This is a genomic window from Pedobacter sp. PLR, assembly GCF_026239675.1.
Taxonomy (GTDB): domain Bacteria; phylum Bacteroidota; class Bacteroidia; order Sphingobacteriales; family Sphingobacteriaceae; genus Pedobacter.
In genome coordinates this window covers 514,376-535,215 of sequence record NZ_JAPIVQ010000001.1, presented here as the reverse complement: position 1 = coordinate 535,215, position 20,840 = coordinate 514,376, and the positions used below count along the sequence as shown (strand labels likewise).

At 36.7% G+C, this 20,840-nt stretch carries 18 protein-coding genes; 11 read left to right on the top strand and 7 right to left on the bottom strand.

What is annotated here, in order from left to right:
* Positions 1 to 264 precede the first annotated feature (264 nt).
* From OQX61_RS02240 to OQX61_RS02225, 4 genes are all read right to left on the bottom strand, one after another.
* On the bottom strand, positions 265 to 1,428 hold the full coding sequence (locus tag OQX61_RS02240) for a tetratricopeptide repeat protein (RefSeq protein ID WP_265840015.1): 1,164 nt from the start codon (positions 1,426 to 1,428) through the stop codon (positions 265 to 267).
* 651 nt (positions 1,429 to 2,079) lie between these two features.
* Positions 2,080 to 2,619: a hypothetical protein gene (locus OQX61_RS02235; protein ID WP_265840014.1), complete on the bottom strand. Its 540-nt coding sequence runs from the start codon at positions 2,617 to 2,619 to the stop codon at positions 2,080 to 2,082.
* A 36-nt stretch (positions 2,620 to 2,655) separates the two neighbouring features.
* Positions 2,656 to 3,624 carry a hypothetical protein gene (locus OQX61_RS02230; protein ID WP_265840013.1) on the bottom strand — a complete coding sequence of 323 codons (969 nt, stop codon included), beginning with the start codon at positions 3,622 to 3,624 and terminating at the stop codon, positions 2,656 to 2,658.
* 96 nt (positions 3,625 to 3,720) lie between these two features.
* Positions 3,721 to 6,057, bottom strand: a complete 2,337-nt coding sequence (locus OQX61_RS02225) for an AAA family ATPase (protein WP_265840012.1) — start codon at positions 6,055 to 6,057, stop codon at positions 3,721 to 3,723.
* Positions 6,058 to 6,322: 265 nt separating this feature from the next.
* Here OQX61_RS02225 and OQX61_RS02220 point away from each other — a divergent pair, with 265 nt between their 5' ends.
* The 9 genes from OQX61_RS02220 to mobC all read left to right on the top strand — a co-directional run bounded on the left by OQX61_RS02220 (position 6,323) and on the right by mobC (position 15,245).
* Positions 6,323 to 7,558 (top strand): hypothetical protein, encoded by a 1,236-nt coding sequence (locus tag OQX61_RS02220; protein WP_265840011.1) that lies wholly within the window; start codon positions 6,323 to 6,325, stop codon positions 7,556 to 7,558.
* A 10-nt stretch (positions 7,559 to 7,568) separates the two neighbouring features.
* Complete coding sequence (locus OQX61_RS02215; protein ID WP_265840010.1) at positions 7,569 to 8,258, top strand: hypothetical protein; 690 nt, start codon at positions 7,569 to 7,571, stop codon at positions 8,256 to 8,258.
* A 554-nt stretch (positions 8,259 to 8,812) separates the two neighbouring features.
* Entirely contained in the window at positions 8,813 to 9,445 is a 633-nt protein-coding gene (locus tag OQX61_RS02210; protein ID WP_265840009.1) for a hypothetical protein, read from the top strand.
* A 103-nt stretch (positions 9,446 to 9,548) separates the two neighbouring features.
* Complete coding sequence (locus OQX61_RS02205; protein WP_265840008.1) at positions 9,549 to 9,818, top strand: helix-turn-helix domain-containing protein; 270 nt, start codon at positions 9,549 to 9,551, stop codon at positions 9,816 to 9,818.
* Between the two features lie 386 nt (positions 9,819 to 10,204).
* On the top strand, positions 10,205 to 10,612 hold the full coding sequence (locus OQX61_RS02200; RefSeq protein ID WP_265840007.1) for a hypothetical protein: 408 nt from the start codon (positions 10,205 to 10,207) through the stop codon (positions 10,610 to 10,612).
* A gap of 8 nt (positions 10,613 to 10,620) precedes the next feature.
* Positions 10,621 to 11,565 carry an IS3 family transposase gene (locus OQX61_RS02195; protein ID WP_265840006.1) on the top strand — a complete coding sequence of 315 codons (945 nt, stop codon included), beginning with the start codon at positions 10,621 to 10,623 and terminating at the stop codon, positions 11,563 to 11,565.
* A gap of 184 nt (positions 11,566 to 11,749) precedes the next feature.
* Entirely contained in the window at positions 11,750 to 12,301 is a 552-nt protein-coding gene (locus tag OQX61_RS02190; RefSeq protein WP_265840005.1) for a BfmA/BtgA family mobilization protein, read from the top strand.
* Between the two features lie 4 nt (positions 12,302 to 12,305).
* On the top strand, positions 12,306 to 13,238 hold the full coding sequence (locus tag OQX61_RS02185; protein WP_265840004.1) for a DUF5712 family protein: 933 nt from the start codon (positions 12,306 to 12,308) through the stop codon (positions 13,236 to 13,238).
* A gap of 18 nt (positions 13,239 to 13,256) precedes the next feature.
* Positions 13,257 to 15,245 (top strand): conjugal transfer protein MobC, encoded by a 1,989-nt coding sequence (mobC, locus tag OQX61_RS02180; RefSeq protein WP_265840003.1) that lies wholly within the window; start codon positions 13,257 to 13,259, stop codon positions 15,243 to 15,245.
* A 101-nt stretch (positions 15,246 to 15,346) separates the two neighbouring features.
* On the opposite strand, the gene OQX61_RS02175 is transcribed toward mobC, so the two are convergent.
* Positions 15,347 to 15,655: a hypothetical protein gene (locus tag OQX61_RS02175; RefSeq protein ID WP_265840002.1), complete on the bottom strand. Its 309-nt coding sequence runs from the start codon at positions 15,653 to 15,655 to the stop codon at positions 15,347 to 15,349.
* A 470-nt stretch (positions 15,656 to 16,125) separates the two neighbouring features.
* Between OQX61_RS02175 and OQX61_RS02170 the strand changes: the two genes are divergently transcribed.
* Positions 16,126 to 16,599, top strand: a complete 474-nt coding sequence (locus OQX61_RS02170; protein WP_265840001.1) for a JAB domain-containing protein — start codon at positions 16,126 to 16,128, stop codon at positions 16,597 to 16,599.
* Positions 16,600 to 16,925: 326 nt separating this feature from the next.
* Here OQX61_RS02170 and OQX61_RS02165 read toward each other — a convergent pair whose 3' ends face one another.
* Positions 16,926 to 18,407 carry an AAA family ATPase gene (locus tag OQX61_RS02165; RefSeq protein WP_265840000.1) on the bottom strand — a complete coding sequence of 494 codons (1,482 nt, stop codon included), beginning with the start codon at positions 18,405 to 18,407 and terminating at the stop codon, positions 16,926 to 16,928.
* 513 nt (positions 18,408 to 18,920) lie between these two features.
* Here OQX61_RS02165 and OQX61_RS02160 point away from each other — a divergent pair.
* The gene (locus OQX61_RS02160; protein WP_265839999.1) at positions 18,921 to 19,553 is read left to right on the top strand and encodes a DUF4145 domain-containing protein; all 633 of its coding nucleotides are present in this window, start codon (positions 18,921 to 18,923) and stop codon (positions 19,551 to 19,553) included.
* A gap of 163 nt (positions 19,554 to 19,716) precedes the next feature.
* Here OQX61_RS02160 and OQX61_RS02155 read toward each other — a convergent pair whose 3' ends face one another.
* Positions 19,717 to 20,823, bottom strand: a complete 1,107-nt coding sequence (locus OQX61_RS02155; protein WP_265839998.1) for a sensor histidine kinase — start codon at positions 20,821 to 20,823, stop codon at positions 19,717 to 19,719.
* Positions 20,824 to 20,840: the final 17 nt, after the last annotated feature.

Genomic DNA, 20,840 nt, shown 5'->3' with positions numbered 1-20,840 from the left:
GGTTCCATTGATGTTCTTTCCTTAAATTTGAGATGGAAGTGATTGAAAGATAAATACTATCCCGACCATAAAACACATAAGAACACAACTCCATAGCCCTATATAGGTTGAAAGCGAAGGACCCTTCCAATTTGTCTCCTGTGAAAATGGTCTCTCATTTTTAACACTCCTGTATGTTAAATACGCCAATATTAAAAACCCAATGCCGGTAAAAAATAGTTTCAGATCCATCTTATATGTTTTTATCCATCCAATGTATTGGTTCTATGTTTTTTGAATGAATTGTTCTTTATAGTCTTCTAAAAGAAGACTATTATCTAATTTTAAGGCCTTATCATAGTTGAATCTAGCTAGTTCTATATTTTTAACTTTCGAATAATAGATCCCCAAATTTTTGTAAGCGTCTGCATTTTCTGGGTTAAGCACAATGCTTTTTTCAATCAGAGTTTTACCTTCTTCGAGTAGGTTTGTAAGAAGTTTAAGCTTTCCGAGGTTATTATAGGCTTCTGCGAGGTTTGGATTAATTTTAATTGCTTTTTCCAGATATTTCTTAGCCTCTTCGTAGTTCTCTAATAAAACTAAAACATAACCCAAATTATTTAAGGCAATCGGGTGATTGGTGTTCATTTCTAGTGCGGAATTAAAACTAGCTTCTGCCTCATTATTTTGATCTGATAATATTTGGAGATAGCCCATGTATGTATAATCATCGATAGTAAATTCAGTGAAGCTTTTAAGCTTTAAAAGCTGTGCTCTTGCCTCATCAAATTGTTTTGTCAATATGAGTGGTGCAATAAGCTGACGAATCAGTATCTCCTCATATGGGAACAAGGTAATTAAGGCCCTTAATTTAATGATGCCTTCATCATTCTTTTCCTTTAATAAATGTTGTCGGGCAAGAAGATAGTCTGCAAAAACATGTCTTATTCTGTATGTGAATGCAATAAGTTTGCCATCATTATACAAGTTGTGTTCTTTGATTGTACCTGGAACAAGATCTGTCCATAATCCTATGAAAGCGGAGACGATTAAACAACAGAAATAGAATTCAATAGCGCTATGTAGTCCCTCATTAAACACGAAAAATCCCAAGATACAAGAGAGTACGATGGTGAATAATGGTCCCGCTAATAGAATAATGATGGTTTTAGTATAATTGTTAGCCATTTTTTCAGTTGAACACATGCCGCCGGTTTTAATTGAAAGGGCAGGGTTTACATGAAAATATAGCTTTCCAATACTAAAGTTTAATTTGCTTGAGTTGTCACCATATGAACCAATATAGAGGTCGATTTTATTGGGATTGGTTAAAATCAGAATGGCTATTGCATGTCCTAATTCATGAAAAAAAATTAAGAGCGGGCCAGTAATATAAAGTGCGATATATAAGGAAAGGAGAATGATGACCAAAATTAAAAGAGAGTTCATTATTTTATATTTATTGTCAATTGAAGAGCGTAATTTTTAGTCACAATTCTAATGTAACAATAAATATGAACTTCGAAAGTACGATAAGAAGAAAACCAATCTGTTATTGATTTATTTTGTGAGTCTCTTGAAAATGTAAGTCTACATCAATGTCTAATTCCTTACCACTTTGAATAAGTGGAAACTCAAAGTGGCTTTCGGCTAAATAAAAAAACCTGCTAATCTTTCGATTTGCAGGTTTTTTAGTAGGTTTTGATACCTTAGCGGAGAGTGGGGGAACTGTACCCAGGGTTAAAATCCCGCTTTAATATGGTGTCTGGATGGTTTGTGATTATTGACTCACCGAATCACTCACCTTTCTTAATTTCTTTTATAACTGCAAATGCTATAAATTAAATTTACGCATAAATCTATTATAATCAAAGCTGTAATAACAAACCTATTGTTAACTGAAAACGGAATATTTTATATTCATTAATGTAATTACACTGGGACAATAACCTTTTACATGTACTTACATCAAATTATGGCTTTTTTATCTCTAAAAGCTCATTTAACGGCGTGTTATTTACCGATAAAATCTGTTGTCATAAATTGTTGGTCAACCGAGGGTAATTAGGCAATAATTAATAGTTGTTTTTGATTTACAAACTAATTATATGTTTTTTTTTGTGGTTTATTGCCAACCAATAAAAAGCTATTGGTTTCCCGAAAAGGATATTCTTTACTGAAATCATCATACCATTTTCTAGCCTCTTGCTCGGTCATGCCTTTGGCAATTAGTGAATTGATGTGTCCAAGTTGTTCATTTATTGCTTCCTCTTTATTTTTTTTAGCTTGGATATCCAAGTCTCTGTTGTATTTTGCAAGTGCATTTTCATAATCAGCATCTGCCCAATTAGGGTTATCCTTGATAAATCGACGAATAAGAAAGTCAAAATTTGCCGCAGTTTTTGCAAACCTTTTTTTCTTGATTGTAATGAGTATTTTTTTGAAAACATCTGGATTTTCCCTAGCAAAATTATTGACAGACTCTTCTATTTGCTGATTTTGATTGTTAATGCTTTTCGCTCCTCGATGAGTTGTTGAAAATAGAAGATTAATGCCTAAGTATCTCTCAAAAAGAAGAGCAAGAAGAGTATAAATGCCAAAAAGTGCTATTATGCTAACAATTGTAAATAAAAAGTCCATAAGGCGTTTTTAGTTTTTTAAGATTTATGTTTATTGTCATTCTTTGATTGGTATGTATTTGTCTTTGCAATAGTTTTCAACTTCTGTATCGTTTGCAAAGTAGCCATCACAAAATTCGTTAAGTTCTTTTTCTGCTCCTGAAACATATTTTTCGCTTGCAGTCATTAGTTTTTCTGTCTGCTCGATAAACTTTTCAAACTCTTTATTCATTTTACAAAGTTTATCAATTGTTTTAAAATCCAAGTCACGAAAAACTGAAGGGTAAAGTACTTTGCTTTGATATGGATTTGCGTTTAGTTCAATAATGCCAATTCCAAAAGATTGATTTAGTCTTGCCATTTCTTCGTTCAAACTGGCGCTAAATTCAAATGCAACTAAATAACCATAATTTGCCCAGCTTGAATTTGAAACAGCTTGAAAAAATGCTTTTTTAAGTTCGCTATCGCTGTTGATCTCCCTTTTTAATTCGTAGGAGCTTATTTTAAAAGTATCAACACGATTTATTGATTTTAAAAAATTCTGACTGGCTTTTGTCTGTAAGTTTAGAAACTTAATTCCAACCATATCTGGATGTGTCCAAATTTGGTTGTTATCTTTTCCGTTTGATTGTTCGTGAAAAATTGTCTTTGAGTATGTGTCTGTGTTTTTTAAATAGCTACTTAAAAGTTGGTGTAAATCTCTTTCATCGTAAGTTTTTGACTTGTTTATCTTAATTGGTTGTGTTATCAGAACTTCTGTATCGCCACTTAAAATTTCGACTCCAATTTTTTGCTCGTTTTTTGTCAAATAATAGGAATAGGCTCCTCCCTCTTGTTTAATACGTTTTACTCTCGTGTCGCCATTACGAATAAAGTCGCCCAAAACTGCTGAAATTGTTGAGCCAGGTGTTTTCGCACCGCCAAAGTCATAATAATTTTTGTCATTGATATGGTTGAGCACCGCCAAATAATTGGTGATGTCGTTAATGTCTTCTAAACTTTTTAATACAGCTTCTTTTAATGTCATCTTCTGTTTGTTTTTATGTTGCTTTTTTGTTCTAGACTACTAGTAAGAAGAATTTACTTTTCCTAAAAGATAGTAATCTGAATCGCCGCAACTTCTCTATTTTTTTTCTGCAATCCACTTATCCAGAAAGTCGTTTGCGTTTCTTATATAATTGATTGCTTGCTCTTTGGTCTTCATGTGTCCAGGATGCCCTGCTGAATTTCTTATTTCCCTCAAATCATCGAGTAAATCTATTCTTAGATTTGCAGGGTTTAAAAATGTATTTGATAGTTCTGTATTAAGGCTGTTTTTTTCAGCATTAGTAGAGAACCCTAAAGCACGTGTTAAAGCAGTAGTCCCAGTCAAGATTTTCTCGATTGGTGCCTGCATATTTGCAAGCATCCAATTTTTCGCCGGATTTACAATATGAAATATTTGCTTTAATTCATTTTCAATAGCTCTGCCATACTGTATGATCACTGGGGAAAAATCGCCTAGGGCAATATTGTTCTCAAGCAAAAATGTTCCTGATACTAAATAATCAAATGTCGAAGGCAACAATTTTACCACATTAAAACGTTGCGTTATGAGTTGCTGATATACCGTAACATCCGCTTTTTTTGTAAAGTCATCAATCTTCTGCTCTAATGCAACTATCTTATCTTCATTTTCTTGTTTACTATTCTTTAAGCCCTCAAAATCCTTGAAGAATTGAATATTCAGTAAACTAAATTCAAGTTTATAGTTCACATCAAAAAAACCGTCATCAAAGATGTTGAAATCGATACTGCCATCTTCCTGGATGTGTAGACTTTCAACCTGTTTTTTATCCTCAGTAATTTTTTGCAAACTTCTGAGGTAAAATATTTTGATGTCCTGCGATAGTACTTCCTTTTTGGCAACTAATGTTTGAAATTTCCGGATAAGGTATTCACTGTGGGTTTCGATAATCAATTGAATATTGAACCTTTTACTAGCTTCTGCAAGCATATCGGCCAATTTGGATTGCCATTTCGGATGAAGATTAGACTCTGGTTCTTCAACTATAAGTAAACTCGGCTCATAGTACGGATACGGTTCATCTTCATTATAATTATACCACTGTTCTATCCTTTTATTTTGCTTTGCCAGCACACTTACTTGGATCAAAATCAAAATTATTTGCTTGATGCCATAACCAAAATCAACCAGTTCTCGCCTGGTTCCGTCCATCGTTATTATCGAAACCAGAATGAGTTGGTATTTTGGCTGGTAATCAATCAATAGTTCCTGACCAATTTCAAACTCTTCTAAATAGGCTTGAATGAATTCGGTATCAACATTGGCTGATAGATACTGTTTTAATAGGTTTATAAATGGTGAATTAGAAGTTGCATTGTAACCTCTGGCGTTTTCTTCTTTAATGTTGGATATATAATTAATAGCGATTATTCTTTGAATCAAGATATCCCAACTGCTTTTGAAGCAGTATCCAATAACGGAATTGGTGCTTGCATCAATGGTGTCTTCCCAAAATAGGTTCTGCCTTAGCACATCAAACATACTTTGATAAAGCGCGTGTTGGATCTCTGGAGTAGGATAGAAATCTTCTGCTTGAAAATCTTGTTCTCCAACGTGCGCTTTTCCCTTACTTTCCTCATCATCTCCAATTTTATTTTCCAAAAAATCTTTCCATTTGTCAATATCTAAATCATTCTTAAACAAATTTAAAACGGCTGTAGGTATAAAGAAGAACTTTTTGTCCTCGGCTTTTTGGTCTATTGTTTCTAAATGGTCTTCGTCCCAATTTTTTTTATTATCTAAATAAATCTCGTAGAATTTCCGTAAATAATCTAAATAAAACTTAAGCTTTTTCCGGTTTATGTACCAATCTACATATCCAACAGGAGGATTGTCGGAGGGAGCAATGTTGTAAATTTGATCAATGGAAAAAATGTCTCCCGGTTTCTTGGAAAGTTCTTCATTTTTCTTCTGATAGATTTCAAGCTGCTCATTATAATCTTTCTCGTAAGCCTCCACCTCATCAGTAGTAGCCTTACGGTAATGGAATGAGAATAAAATATTCTTATCTATCTTATCAAAGACTTCGACACTTCTTAGTTTTGCTTCGTAAGTGTTCTTAGAATCTGGTATGGTAAATGATAAGGTTATGCACAGGTTACCAATTCCAAAAAATAGGAAGGGGAGTGTGACCTCAACATTTTTGTTGTTCTTATTAAATAAGATATTTTCAAAATCTCCCAGTAAGTGTTCTTGTTGGTTTAGATCTAAATTAAATGGATATCGGCTTCCGTTAACACTGTTTTTCAGCATTTGTAACGCCTTTACGATAGAACTCTTTCCAGAATTATTCGCTCCGGTAAGTATGTTTATAGATGATAATTCGGCAAAGAAGCCATCTTGATCATCAAATATTCTAAAATTTTTTAATCCGAGAACGTCAATGAGTTTCATAACTGTTTATTGGTTTAAATCGATATTAATAATTCTGTAATTGAAAGGTACAACCCTTTTTTAAATTACCTCCCTTGTTTAATTCAAATTTTTATTTTACTTTCGTTTTAGGAAGCAAGCGCCCCAGTTGTGAGTGGCTGAAACGCAAGGCTGATTCAAGTATTAACAAACCCGTTAACAGCAAATTTTATTTAACCGCTGGCAAAGGTTGTCTTTAAACATTCACGACACCGATTTAAAGTCCGGCCTTTAATAAAATATTGCTATGAAACACGACATCACAAAAGAATGCGCGGATTCTTTGCGCTCATTCGCTAAACACCATTTTGGAGTTCAATTAAAGTCATCGCACGCGCATGAACTGTTCGCGGCTTACATGGGCTATTCATCACGCGCCGCTTTGTTAGCCGACAAAAAATGTCCAATTACTAATTTAAGCCAGGCGGAGTTTATTGTTTTACAGCCTACGGCTCCAATCAAAGAACGTTGTAAAGAACTTAATGGGTTGCCGGAAGAACTTGTTGTTGGTCTGACAGAAGGTGCTTATTCACCAATCCTGGTGGAAAAGAGGTTTTTTAACAAGATATGGCCGACTTTTGAATCTTTGGCAATGAACCTGGCCGTTGACATTACAAATTCAAGAGGTATGTTTTTCAACGATCAAAAAATTCAGCGTGAGGGCGTAAAGGTGGAGACCTATGAAGAGGGGGTTTATTTAATGGTCTTGCATGAGTATGTCTCGCCGAGCCGGGTACTATCGGATCAACCGGGTATACGCGGTGTGGTCGATTTGATCAAGCTTAAGCGTGTCGCTGGATATGTCGGCTATGTTAAGGCAGGTCATCATTGGGCTGAGGGGGAAACTTTGGAAGCAGCGATTGAAAAAATTGAGAATAGCGGTGGGGAGTCTCTTGATGATCAAAAGCCCGATGGAGTTGACGTTGAAACCCTGCCAAAGTTTGAGCTTGGGTTCGCTGACTGGTTAGCAAAACATAAAAACAGGGATTCTCTGCTTGGAGATCTGGCTATAAAACGCGGATTCACTGTTAAAGGTGATGGATGGCCGTCATATAATAATTTAGAAGCATACAAGGACCATTTGAATATAGGTAGTCAGCCAAGGGGTACAACGGCCACTTTGGAAAGGGCTTGGAAAACTTACGAAAGTTTTCTGAAAAAAAAATGCTCAACTGGTCCCAAAAAGCAAGCGGCAAGACCTGCTACGAAAAAGTCAGAGTCAAGACCTATAGTGTTTGTTAAAAATCTCAAGCCGCTCCATTATACTAAACGGACTATTGAGAATTTTATGGCGGGTGATAAGGCCTGGATTTCCTGGGATGGGAAAAAGGCTATCCCTGTCACGGTGACGGAAGTAGATGAGCGGTACTATACATTTACAGTAGAACGCCCCTTAAAAAATGCCGGGAATGAACATTATGTAAGGTTGGATGAAGTACGCAGCACTCCAGAATTAGCCTGTTTAAATTGTATTACCTCTTAACAAGAAAACCATGGAAGAATACTATGTTAATCTTAATCAAGTCCTTTTGAATATTTCAGATGAACTTGAAATCACCAATCTAGTTGGCATACAAAACCACTATGACGATAATTGCTATTGGCCAAGATTAGCAAGGCTAAGTTTTTTTAGTAAGCTGGAGGATGAATACGGGTATCATTTTTTATATGAAATCCAAGCGCTAAGCAGCCAGATTCATTTTGGGATAGCAAGTTGCTTTTTGTTTAGAGATAAGATAAGCACCGTTTCAGGAAGGCCAAATGTTTATAACCACAGGTACACTTTTATGATTGAGTCTTCAATTCACTCCATTTATTCGTACTGGAATAGGGTTGGTTTGGTTCTCAACACTTACCTGAAAAAGCCAAAAGCTTTAAAAATCACCTACTTTGCCAATGTGGTGGATCAACTTTTAGTAGATTATCTAATTTTACAAGATAATGTTAACTATCAGTGGCTCGTGCGGGTAAAAGTTGCATTGAATGATTTAGATCGAAATGAATTCGCCCATAATAATTCTTTGATCATGCAGAACTTTCTTCCTAAAGACCACGAAAGGGATGACTTCAAAAGTCTTTTAGCCATGCCAGATTTACTTTTATCACATAACAAAGCAATTGTGGATGAAATTTTTAATCTAGTTCAATTGGTGGAAGCTTTAGAAGCCATTATTGCAGCTTAGTAAAATTCAAATTTTTGATTGGGTTGCATAGGTCTAAGGTTAACTTGGTTATCGAAAATGATTAATCAATTTGAAGCTTGGTGGTTTTTTAAAGAGACTATAATCTGCTAGAGAATTTCCTAATTAGGGAGGTTAGTTACCTTAGATCGATTGTGCATTTTTATGCTTTAAGAATTTTTGAAAAACCACCTATTTCGATCAATTCATCTACAAAATGGTTCGATTTACTCACCGCCACTGACCCAAAAGCCCTTTAAGATCCTAAAAGGGCTTTTTTATTTTTAGGCGATTTTGAAATCACTGAATACAGGCAAATTCGAGCTTGGTTGTGTTTATACCAGAAAACTTTTTATATCTTTTGTTAAAGGCGTTTTTCGGCAAAATTCTTGTTCCATTATCTTAATCTAGTTTAACTCAGAATTTCGCCTATGAAAACAAGTTATTTCAAGCCCCGTAAACCATTTTCATTTTCGTCGCACCATTATGATTTGGGAACTTTCATAGGCTTATGGTTAAGCCATGATGACAATCATTTTCTGCTAAAAATTTACAGAATGGATCAAACGTATTTCTCTTATTATTATAATCACCATCTGGACTATAGCCTAAAAAATAATCTTGCAAGTGAAGAGGATTTCTTCCACCATGTATGGCACATCGTAGAAACTAGGATCAAACACTTCGAGATGCAAGATCCTTTCTCAAGTAAACACGCTATGCACAGGCAGAACCTTGCAAAGCTCCAACTTTTCCAAAAATACCTGAATAGCATAGATGAATGGGATGCAAGGCCATCACATATTGTTATTGCCGAAAAAGACGAACTTATCCAGAACCAGAAAGCCAAGCTCGAAAAGCTTAGCACTAAACTTGCAGAACTGAACGAATACGAAGTTTCATTAAAGATACTGATCGATGATGGCCACCTACCAACATTTATTGATATTATCCAACAGCTCCGCGAAGTACAACTGCCATCAGGCAGAAAACTGCTCAAGAGTGACCACAAAATCCCTTATGCAAAAATGATCGCCAGATATTTTTCCCATGGAGGAAAGGACATTCCCATTGAAACTGCACGCAACTACTTTGTCGACAAAAAAGGAGATGTAGCTATAAAAGGTACTTCGATACAATCAGAGCATCGCCTTTTCAAAGTTGTACCGATAGAAGCTGTCAAAAAGTAGCAGGCAGTTCATCCACTATATATGACCAGACTGATCGTATGGTCATTGTTTCCAAGGTTACCCACCACAAATTTGCTTCTGTAAACTTAAAAACGGAGGCATTATGCAGATCGAGATCTTAACCAGAGAAGAGCTCCACAGGTTCAAGTCCGAACTTATAGAGGAGATCAAACAGACCATCAGAACCGATGAAACGGTAACCCACAAACAGTTTCTTCGAAGCTCGGAAGTAAGGAAGCTATTGAAGATTTCTTCGGGCACGTTGCAGAACCTTCGCATTAAAGGGGTACTACCCTATGAAAAGATCGGTGGCATTTTCTACTATGCTCATGCGGATATTGAACAGTTGTTGGGCGAAATCGGAAATTCGTAATGGGAACCGCAGAGCAGCTGGCCAATTTCCTGAAACTTGTGAGCAGAAACAGGCGTTTCCGTCAATCGCACCTTAACCTTTATTCTGCCATACTCATGTACTATGAGAGGGCGTCATGCCAAAATCCGTTTCGCGTTTCAAGGCGGGAACTGATGAAACATTCGGCTATCCTTTCCTATGCAACCTACCACAAATGCATGGGCGACCTGATAGCAAAGGGTCTCATTGAATACGAACCATCATACCATCCCAGCCTTGCCAGTCGCATCACATTATTGGACAATAACGGTGAACTATGATGGGCACGCACAATGCAGAAAAGTCCTTTCTCTTCAAAGAAAAGTGTCTTGTCCTAAAATGGGTTTACACCCAAAAAGGACAAAAAAATGGAAAAAAAAGAAAGAGCCAAACAGCGGCCAGGCATGTATTTCAGTACGCAGCAGAAGCACACTATTGTCAAGGCATTCCTTGAAGGGGGTAAGTCCAAACAGGCGATCTGGAAGGAATTTACGGGAAGCCATCGGGAATGTGGCAAAATTTTGAAGTTTATGCGGCAATTGGGTTACATTGACGACAGTGTCAAGAAAAAACCTATTTCATTCTATATGAAGGATAAACCTAGTACAAATAAACTCGTTGAATTGCCTGAAAAAGATGAAAGAGATGCAGAAATAAGGCAATTAAAATTGCAGCTGGAGGATAGCCAGATTCGAGAACAAGCCTACCTGGTGATGATAGAACTAGTGGAACGTGAGTTGAAAATTAACATTAGAAAAAAGTCATTCACCAAGTAATCTTTGAAATGAAAGACAGAAACAAGCGGAAAAGCCTTGCACGCATCTGTCGAATACTTGGTATGACCAGGCAAGCCTATTATCAGCATTGGTGGCATAACCAGGCTATCACCATAGAACAAGAGCTAGTATTAAAAAAAGTTATTGAGATGAGAAAAGATCATAGACATATGGGAACAAGAAAGCTTTATGAGCTGATTCAACCGTTTCTTTTGGAACATCAGATAAAAATGGGACGGGATGCCTTATTTGATCTATTATCAACGCATGGTTTGTTGGTAAAGAGGTACAAGCGGAGAATATCAACAACTAATTCCTTTCACATGTACCGAAAATTTCCAAATCTAATAAAGGGTTTTGTGCCTGGGGCGGCAAACCGCTTATGGGTAAGTGACATTACTTACTGGAAGATAAATGATAAGTTTTTGTATATCAGCTTCATTACGGATGCCTTTTCAAGAAAGATTATTGGATATAATGTTGCCGATAACCTTTTGGCTGTAGAAACGGTTAAGGCCTTGAAAATGGCATTATCTAATGCAGAGAACATCGAATTCCTCTGTCATCATTCAGACCGCGGCTTACAGTACTGCTGCAATGAGTATATACAGACGCTGGAGGAAAGTACGGTGAAAATAAGTATGACTGAAAGTGGAGATCCCAGGGATAATGCCATTGCCGAACGTGTTAACGGAATTATAAAAAATGAATATTTAAGCAGCTATAGCGTTAACAATTTGGAAGAAGGAAAACAGGTTCTGGACTTTGTAATTAAGCTCTACAACGAGGAAAGGCCCCATATGAGCATAGGAAATTTAACTCCTGAGCAAGTTCATGCTGGAAACACATTACCCCAGCGATTATGGAAGAATTATTACCACAAAAACAGTACTATTGTAAATCCTATTCAGGACTACGATGCTGCTGTAAATCTAATGCAGGATCAAGAATAAAAAATCGTAAACGTATTTTAGGACGAGTCAAAGGAGCAAGCGGAAGTTGGGCAGAGCCTCACTTTTACCTCCTTTTGCTTTGCAAATGGGGTGTTAAGTATACTCCGGGTATACTTTGGTTCTTTTAAATAGTATTTATCCACGAAGATGGTATACCCTAAGGCATACCCAGTTCTAAAAAGTCATGAAAGAAGAAAAGGTGAAGTCGATACGTTTTACAGTAGGTACTGATGATAAAATTGAAAAGCTCTGTTTGAAATTAGGCAGGAATAAGCTTCAGTTGTTTAACCAGATGGTGGATTACTTCCTCCGTTCTGGTAAGGATCCCGCAGATACCAGCGATGAGCTATTGAAGAAAGCGCTCTCCAGAAATCATGATACCTATACCAGTTTCATTAAAGCTCAGGAAAAGCTCTTGCTGATTCCCATCAGACAGGATGTGAGCCGGATGATTAACAGTCAAGAGCAGATTGTTAAATACTTCAACGAGCAGGTTTTAAAAGTGAATAAAGAACTATTAGGCATTCAGCAAGGGATCATAAAGCATTTAACCGAAATATCTACGCTAATGAATAACTTACGGGAAGAGCAGCAAAGTCGAAGCGATCTGAAAATGAAATTCCTCTATATTTTGAACAGTTACATTAAGGCTAGAGATAGTTTCGGTTTTACCACCTCGGCGAAAGAAAAGGAAGAATTGATTCTGTGTACCCAAAAACTCATTTCTAAACTCTAATGCGATGCACATTAATATTACAGATAGTGAAAAAGGGAACAATAAAGGGAGCAGCGCACAGCTGGTACATTACCTGGATAAGGAGAATAGGATGAGTGAGGATGCAAAGCTTGAGCTCTGGTTTAATGGCAGCAGGGTAGATGTACCATCCTATGAGGTGAAAATGAATCTGGATAGCAATATTGCTAAGTTATGTAGGGATGATGCTAAGTTCTTTTTGATCAACATTAGCCCTAGTCAAAAAGAGATTGCCCATTTGAAAACTATATATGATGAACAGCAGCTAGAGCAGCAGTTAAAGGCATATGCAATTAAGGTGATGGATGAATACGCCCGGAATTTTAAACGACCTGGAATTGAAAGCCATCGGGATTTGCTTTGGTATGGGAAATTGGAGCACTACCGTTATTATGGTTTTAAGGATCCAGAGGTCATCCAAGGCTTAATGAAAGTTGGAGAAGTAAAGCCTGGAGAGCAATTACACCTGCAGGTGATTGTCAGCCGTAAAGATATCAGCAATAGAAGTAAACTCAGTCCGATGAATAAATCCAGGGGAAGGAATTTGGAGCATTCTAAAAAGGTTGGTGAGTTTGACCGTTCTGCGTTTAAGAATTCCGGAGAAAGGGTATTTGATCAGGTTTTTGATTTTAAACGAGGCCTGGCCGAGACTTTTGAATATGCAAATGCCCAAAAGAACGGGAGTCTGAAGATTAGATTAGCGATGGAGGATAAATTAAGAGCTGTGAATCAACAGAAAGAGCATGCCCGGGATAGGATTCAACCAGTAAAATCTTTCGAGCCAATACCCAAACAGCACAGTTTTTTGGATATGCTGCTTGCTAAATCAGAATACGATCCGATTTCAATGAAACCGGGAAAGAAAAAACGAAAACGGAGAAAAGGACAGCAGCCAGAGCATGGGCAGGGCTTATCGTAATTATTAAAATATCAAGACATGAATACAGGAGAGGATTTGCAGTCACTACGAAAGATTATTGATTTTACCAGGCTGATTAGTCTGTTTATTTTGTCCATCCATTTTTACCTCTGCTGTTATTTAGTATTCCGACATTGGGGGTGGACGGCGGAGATCAGTGATCGCATCATTTCCGCTATCGCTAAAACCGGTTTATTTAGTAGTCTATTAAAGCCGAAACTGGTCAGTTTACTATTACTTGTGGTTTCTTTGTTTGGGATCAAAGGGAAAAAGCAGGAGAAGATCCAGGTAGCTGCAATTGTGGTTTATTTATTGGTAGGTGGAGTTCTTTATTTCAGCAGTGTAGGTTGCTTTTATTTAAATATTGGTGCAGAATTGGTCACAGTGGTATATATTAGTTTAACCACCGGTGGTTATTTGCTGATCCTTGCCGGCGGAGCCAAGCTCAGTAGGGTCATTAAGGATACGTTACGGCCAGATATCTTCAACCTGGAGAATGAAACCTTTCCGCAGGAGGAACGGCTTTTGGAAAATGAGTATTCAGTTAACCTTCCTGCAAAATACCGGTTGAGAGCTAAAATCAGAGACAGCTGGATTAATGTGATCAATCCTTTTAGGGGACTGCTGGTATCGGGTAGTCCTGGTGCGGGTAAGTCTTACTTTGTAATTCGTCACGTCATCGATCAGCATTTGAAAAAGGGTTTTTCTATGTTTTTATACGATTTCAAGTTCGATGATCTCTCCAAGATTGCTTACAATAAGCTATTAAAGTACCAGCATCATTATAAAATAAAACCTAAATTTTATGTGATCAATTTTGATAATTTGAACCGTAGTCATCGGTGCAATCCCCTAGATCCTGAGGCAATGGAAGATATTACGGACGCTACTGAGGCGAGTAGGACCATTATGATGGGGCTAAACCGGGAATGGATTAAAAAACAAGGTGATTTTTTTGTCGAGAGTCCGATCAATTTTTTAACGGCAATCATTTGGTATTTGCGTAAATATGAAAATGGTAAGTTTTGCACCTTACCGCATGTGATTGAGTTGATGCAGGTGGATTATGATCGGCTTTTTGCGGTGTTGTTGCAGCAAGAGGAAATTAAGGTACTGGTGAATCCTTTTATCTCAGCCTGGCAGAATAAGGCGATGGCACAACTGGAGGGGCAAATTGCTTCAGCTAAGATTGGTCTTGCCAGATTGTGTTCACCCCAATTGTATTATGTGCTCAGCGGGAAGGATTTTACTTTGGACGTAAATAATCCGGATGATCCTAAGGTGATTTGTATGGGTAATAACCCACAAAAGCTACAGGTTTATGGTGCAGTGCTTTCGCTTTATATTTCCACAATGATCAAACTGGTGAATCGTAAGGGACAACTTAAAAGTAGTTTGGTGTTTGATGAATTTCCGACAATTTATTTCAACAACATGGATAGTTTGATTGCTACAGCTAGAAGTAATCAAGTGGCGACCACTTTGGCGGTGCAAGATTTTAGTCAGTTGCGAAAGGATTATGGCACTGAACAGGCTGATGTAATTGTCGGGATTGTGGGGAATATCATCAGTGGGCAGGTGACTGGTGATACGGCAAAACAATTGAGCGAATCCTTTGGGAAGATCATGCAAGACAGGGAGAGTAGTAGTATCAACAGTTCGGATGTTTCGATCTCCAGGTCTAAGCAATTGGATTTTGCGGTCCCGGCAGCGAAGATCTCATCTCTTTCATCAGGTGAGTTTGTGGGGATGGTGGCTGATAATCCAGATCGGAAGATTAAGCTGAAGATGTTTCATGCGGAAATTCAGAATGATCATAGTGGGATTGCTGGCGAGGAGGCATCATATCGCTCAATTCCGATTGTAGAAATGGTTAGTGCTTTGGATATCAAAGAGAATTATGAAAAGATCAAAAGAGATATTGAGGAGCTAGTAGCAGAGCAGTTGGTGGGGTTGGAGCCTGGAGGTGATACTATGGGAGAACAGGAGCAATCTGTTTCGTTATAAATTATGAACTGGCTTTGTTGGCAGATTCAGTTTTTGATATTCATTGTAAATAAAAAGGTTCGCTATCTCTAGCAGGTTTTTTGAAAAAGCCGAAGAATGATCTAGGATAGGTAAACACTTTTTATGATCTCGATTTCTAGTTTTTTAAATGCAGGTTCCATATTTATAGGAATTCCTGTAAACATGAAATAAGTTAATAGCATTGCAGTTGCTTGATTTATTGCTTTTCTATTAAGCAATGATAGGTCCTTATCTCCATATTTTGCAAATAAATCACTATAGGAATCACATACTTTTTTGTGAAGCTCTTTTGAAAGATATCCCATTATATTTCTATAATTATATGCATTTGATAATGCAGCAATAAACTCCCCGTAATCTTTCAATAAATCTAAATCTTGCGTTTTCATAAATTAAGGTCTAATTTCTATTCTAGGTTTTCGATATCTCTATGGTCTTTGGTGAATTCTTTGGTTATTTAAATGATGTTTTTTTTTTGTTAGTGCAATTTACTGAAAATAAGTTATTTATGTCCGTTTTTTTTGATATGCTTATTAATGGTTTGTGATGCTTTACTTATTGATTTGGACTGGTTATGAACCGGTATTCAGAGGGAATCATGCGTTATCGTAATCTGTATGTTTTTGTGAAATAACGAACCACTTTGTGCAACCGCATAATTTCTATTGGTTAAAAAATCAATTAACGGCACGAAGGTCGCCTGACGGTAATCATCTGGGGTTGCTTCGCCAAAGTTGTATCCAAAAAATGGGTATCCCCTTGGGAGCCTCCACATTTTTCGGATCTCCACTTTGCCCTTGATGCCTACGCCAAACAAATTGGGCACCATAATTATTTTTTTTATTAACAATTAGAAATTATGGAAACCCTGCAAATTCAAAATGACTTACTAAACATTTCTGAAATCAAAATCAGTTACCAGCCAAAATTCAAGGCTAGTGAAAGGCCTCAGATCAGTTGTTCTAAACAGGGATATGAAATCATGAAAGCATATTGGAATGTTGATACAATTGCTTTTCAAGAAGAATTTAAGATTTTATTATTAAACCGGAATAACCGTCTTTTAGGTGTTTATCATGTTGGGACAGGAGGGATGTCAGGGGTTGTTGTAGATGCAAAGCTAGTTTTTTGTGCGGCTTTGAAAGCGGCTGCAACCTCTATTATGTTGTTTCATAACCATCCTTCAGGGAATTTAAAACCAAGTACAGCTGATATTCAGATCACAAATCGGTTAGTTCAGATTGGGAAATTTATGGATATGCCTATTTTAGATCATATAATTATAACTCCTGATGATGGTTATTATTCCTTTGCAGATGAGGGGTGGATTTAAAGTGATAACTGAGTTCGATATTAATAATTTGAGAAAAAAATTGATAGGCTATTTCTATTGACTTACGCTTCATTTACCCGTAAATGATAAAGGTTGAACCCTCAACCTTGGGTTGCTCAAGGTAATGGGAGTGATAGGGACTCACTTGTCATGCGTTTTAACCACTTTTTCTTGTTCTAGAATGACGAAGCTATCTAACTCAGGGTTAAAAGGTCAGAGGAGTCAACTTCGCTGTTCTAGAACAAGAAAACTTGTTTGTGAGACTCAGATACAATTTGCCGATAGAAATCAGTCAAAAGCACTTGGCAGATTGTAGAGGAAGTGCATTATTCCATATTCAATGCTATAATCCTGGATTCAAGCCAGGTTCGTAATGGAAGTGTATAATTTGTCCATTCGGCAGTTCCTGAAAAAGTTTCCACAACCTTCGCCAGCCCAAGTTGTTTTGGATAACCCAACCTTTCAACTATTGTTGATACGTAGTGATGTTTATCCAATACTGCATTAATGGCAATCGCAGCGTCTACAATTTCGGAACCATCATTGAGTGCTCGTATAGAGTTATTTATAAAAGTTTCTGGTGCCGTTCCTTCTGGTAAGTCAAATTGACGGATACAACTTATAGCTTCATTTCTCCTTTGTACTGCTGTGGGCTCGGTTCCAGAGTAAACTTTTGCCATTTGTGTAATTTTTTCAGCATGTGTAGTATATATATCCCCATCTATAAAAACAGAAATATTGTCAATGTTTTCACCTTTTAAATGCATTCCCATTGCTAAGGGAAAGGAGTTTACGGCAGCACCAATACGTTTAATTGAACAGTGTCTTACTATTCTAAGTTCTTCAACTACTTTTCGGGTAATCGCCTCGGCAAGGTCGTCCTCTACGAATAGGTCAATGGGTCTTTGTTGTATACCGGTTAATCTTGAAATACAATCAGGATTTGTAGCATTGAAACATAAGGTATTTGTTCCTGTTTGAAAGATATGGCGAATATTAATGTCTATTCTCTTGGCAAGTTCCTCCCGATGACTCGTAAATACAATTTGTAAATTTTTTTCAGTAGCTCTGGTTTTAAGTACATCAATTAGACGGTTCAAGGCATCAGTATGTAAAGTAAGATCAATTTCGTCAATAATAATTAGTGAATAGGGCTGTGCCCTAAAAATAGTATCTAATATTTTAAAAATGCGCTGTTCTCCCGCACCCATGCTTAAAGAAGAATAAGAAATATTATTATGTCGTAGCCCAATGTATTGTTTATTGGTCGTAGTGTGTTGATTATATTCCTGATAATCCCTGTTCATGATATACCCCGCTCTATCTCTTATAAGAATTGAAAGGGCATCATTTAATAGAGCTGTGGTTAAACTGATAATTGACTCTCTTCGCTCCAGCTCAATTGCAGGAACACATGAGTTCAATCCTACAAAATAAACACCTCGTTCAGGTCTGTTTGTGTAACGAGGATTCCAGCGATTGGTAACCTTTGAATATAATCTGGTGGCATTTGGAACAAGAGTCTGATCTTGTCTAAATGTATGGGTTATTTTGAATGCGCTGTCTAGCCACGTTGTATGAGTGGTAGGCGTGAAAAAAGTACTGAATTTATAATCCTTACGGGTAGCATCTTGATCTCCGGGCTTATAAATGGCTAAAAGAGCATGTATGATACTTGATTTCCCACTTCCATTTACCCCGAAAATCCCTGTAATTGGATGAGGGGAAAAATCAATATTTAAATTTACTAGGCTTTTTAATTGAGTAAATTCGATGTTCTGTAAAACCTGTTGTCTTATTATTGGCATATTTAATTCTCTGTTTAGGTTGGATTTATTTATGCACTTAGCAGTGCGTATAAAGGTTAAATATACTTTGTTTTTATAATTATTTAAATAATAATGATTTACTTTTGGAAATATATTTTAAGAATTTTTTAATTTTTGTTAAAAAAAAATGGCAATGCTCAAAGTAGAGTTGTCTAATGTCATTGTGAATATAGAAAAATACAAAGCTAAATTATGTGGTGTACATGATAATCGATCAGATTAAGAAGGATCGAAAAGCTAGATCGGACTAAACTTAATCATGCGTTTTTACATGCTTTCTTATCCGAGAACAAAGGAGACTATCTAAGTCAGGGACTTGAAACTCCTTGTGCTCTCAAGCTAATATTGTTGTTTTGAAATGTGTAACGTTTTAAAGAATAGATTAATAATTTCTCAAAGTAATATTAATCATGTATTTTGTCCAAAGCATTGCGTGAATTATGACAAATGTAATATCCAGTAGATAAGGGAACCATTAAATCCTAACACTAAATGATTGACGTTGAAATAAAATATAAAACACCAAATTATTGTCCGGCATGTAATTCGATTGTAGAAACGGGAGTAATATTTACATATACCTATGATGTTTCCTATACAGACGAGCTACAGAATGAAGGAACAGAAATTATATTGAGCAAATGCCTCAACTGTGATAGACCTGTTTTAACCGAAGAGCAATTTCGAAATATTGAAGAGCATTCATGGATAAACAGCAAAGCCCAGCTATATCCTGTAACAGATAATATTGCGCTGAAAAATGCTCCTGGAATTGTAATTAATCCATATAAGGAAGCTGCAAAATGTTACCGTGCGCAGGCTTATGATGCTTGTGTGATAATGTGTAGAAAGGGTATTGAAGCAATCTGTAATGATAAGGGGGAACTGAAAGGAAATCTTGCTGACAAATTAAAGAATCTTAAAAATAAAAATGTTTTAGAAACTACGCTGCATAGTTGGGCGAATGAATTACGATTAATAGGAAATGACGGAGCACATTCTCATGACCAGATAGTAACACAGCAAGATGCTAAAGATTCGATTGATTTCTTTGATGCTTTAATAACATACTTGTATCATTTGGTTAGTCAATACGATAAATTGAAGGCGCGGAGGGTAAAATAGGGCCTCCATTATGGGGCTGTAGTTCTTTATATGCATCATTATACCCTGTCTTTCGTGGTAAATCTATCAGTGTGGGTAAAGGTTTAGGGCGATATTCGTAGAATAATTAGCGTTATTTTGAAATTTCGCAACGAAAAGTAATTAATCTATCGAAAATCAAGTCTCATTTTAAAACTGTGACCGTCACTTTAAAATAGTTGTCTGGCTCCTGTCCATACTTCAATTTCGCTTTATCCCCATAAGTATGAAATAACCGCAACCGTATATTTTCCAGGCCAGAGTTAAATCCAGGTGGCTTCAGTCCGGTATTGATGAAGTTATGGGTGTTAATTATCAATATGTCTTTTTGGAAACTAATTGTAATCTGGGCTGGGGCTAAAGGTTCAGTGAGGTCTCCATGCTTATATATGTTTTCTGTTAAGGTTAATAGGACCAAAGGAATGAATAGTACTGTTTTGCAACTCTCGTCATATTCTAATTTGATGTTTAGTACTTGTTTTTTTCGGATTTGCCATAAATCTATCAGGTGCCTTACCTGCTCGAGCTCTTTTTCTAAAGGGATCATTGCGACACCCTGGTCGGTTTGAATGGCGTAGCGCATAATATTAGTCAGTAATATAATCGCTTTTGCTGCTGCCGGTTGAGTTTTATGCGTCTGACTATAAATAAAATTTAAGGTATTGAATAGGAAATGGGGGTTGATCTGGGCCTGTAAATAAGCATTTTTTGCATTAGAGAGCTCTATGGCAGTATCTTTCTCTTTTAAAACTTGTTCCATGGCTTGCTTTTCAAGTTGAGCTTTTGCAGTTCGTTCCTTTAAGTAATTGTTCAGGAAATAATAACCAGAGGCAAATCCGATAAAGTAAATACCTCTCCAAAGGCTGCCAAAGACGAACCAGTTGTTGATTTTTAGGTCTTCAATTTCGATTGCGGTTGTGAAATGTGCTAAGAAATAGTCAATTTGGTAGCTTGCGAATATATAAAGTAAGATCTCTATAGCTGTTAAAACGGGGACTCTCCATATGAATTGCTTCGGTTTTCTAAACGCGAGAGGTAAAATGAATAAGGCATGGATGTAGAAAATCCCAATGTTAAGGGCATAATGGAGCGCGTAACTAAGTACATGTCCTTTTATTCCAGTGGCCAGCCAAACGGCAAATGATTCATAAAAGATAAAAATACTCCAGGCAATTAAATGGACTTTGTAGTTAATTTGAGGACGCTTATTTGAAGTAAGTAGCTGTTTGATGTAAGTCAGGGAACCATTCATGTAATAAATTGTCTAAA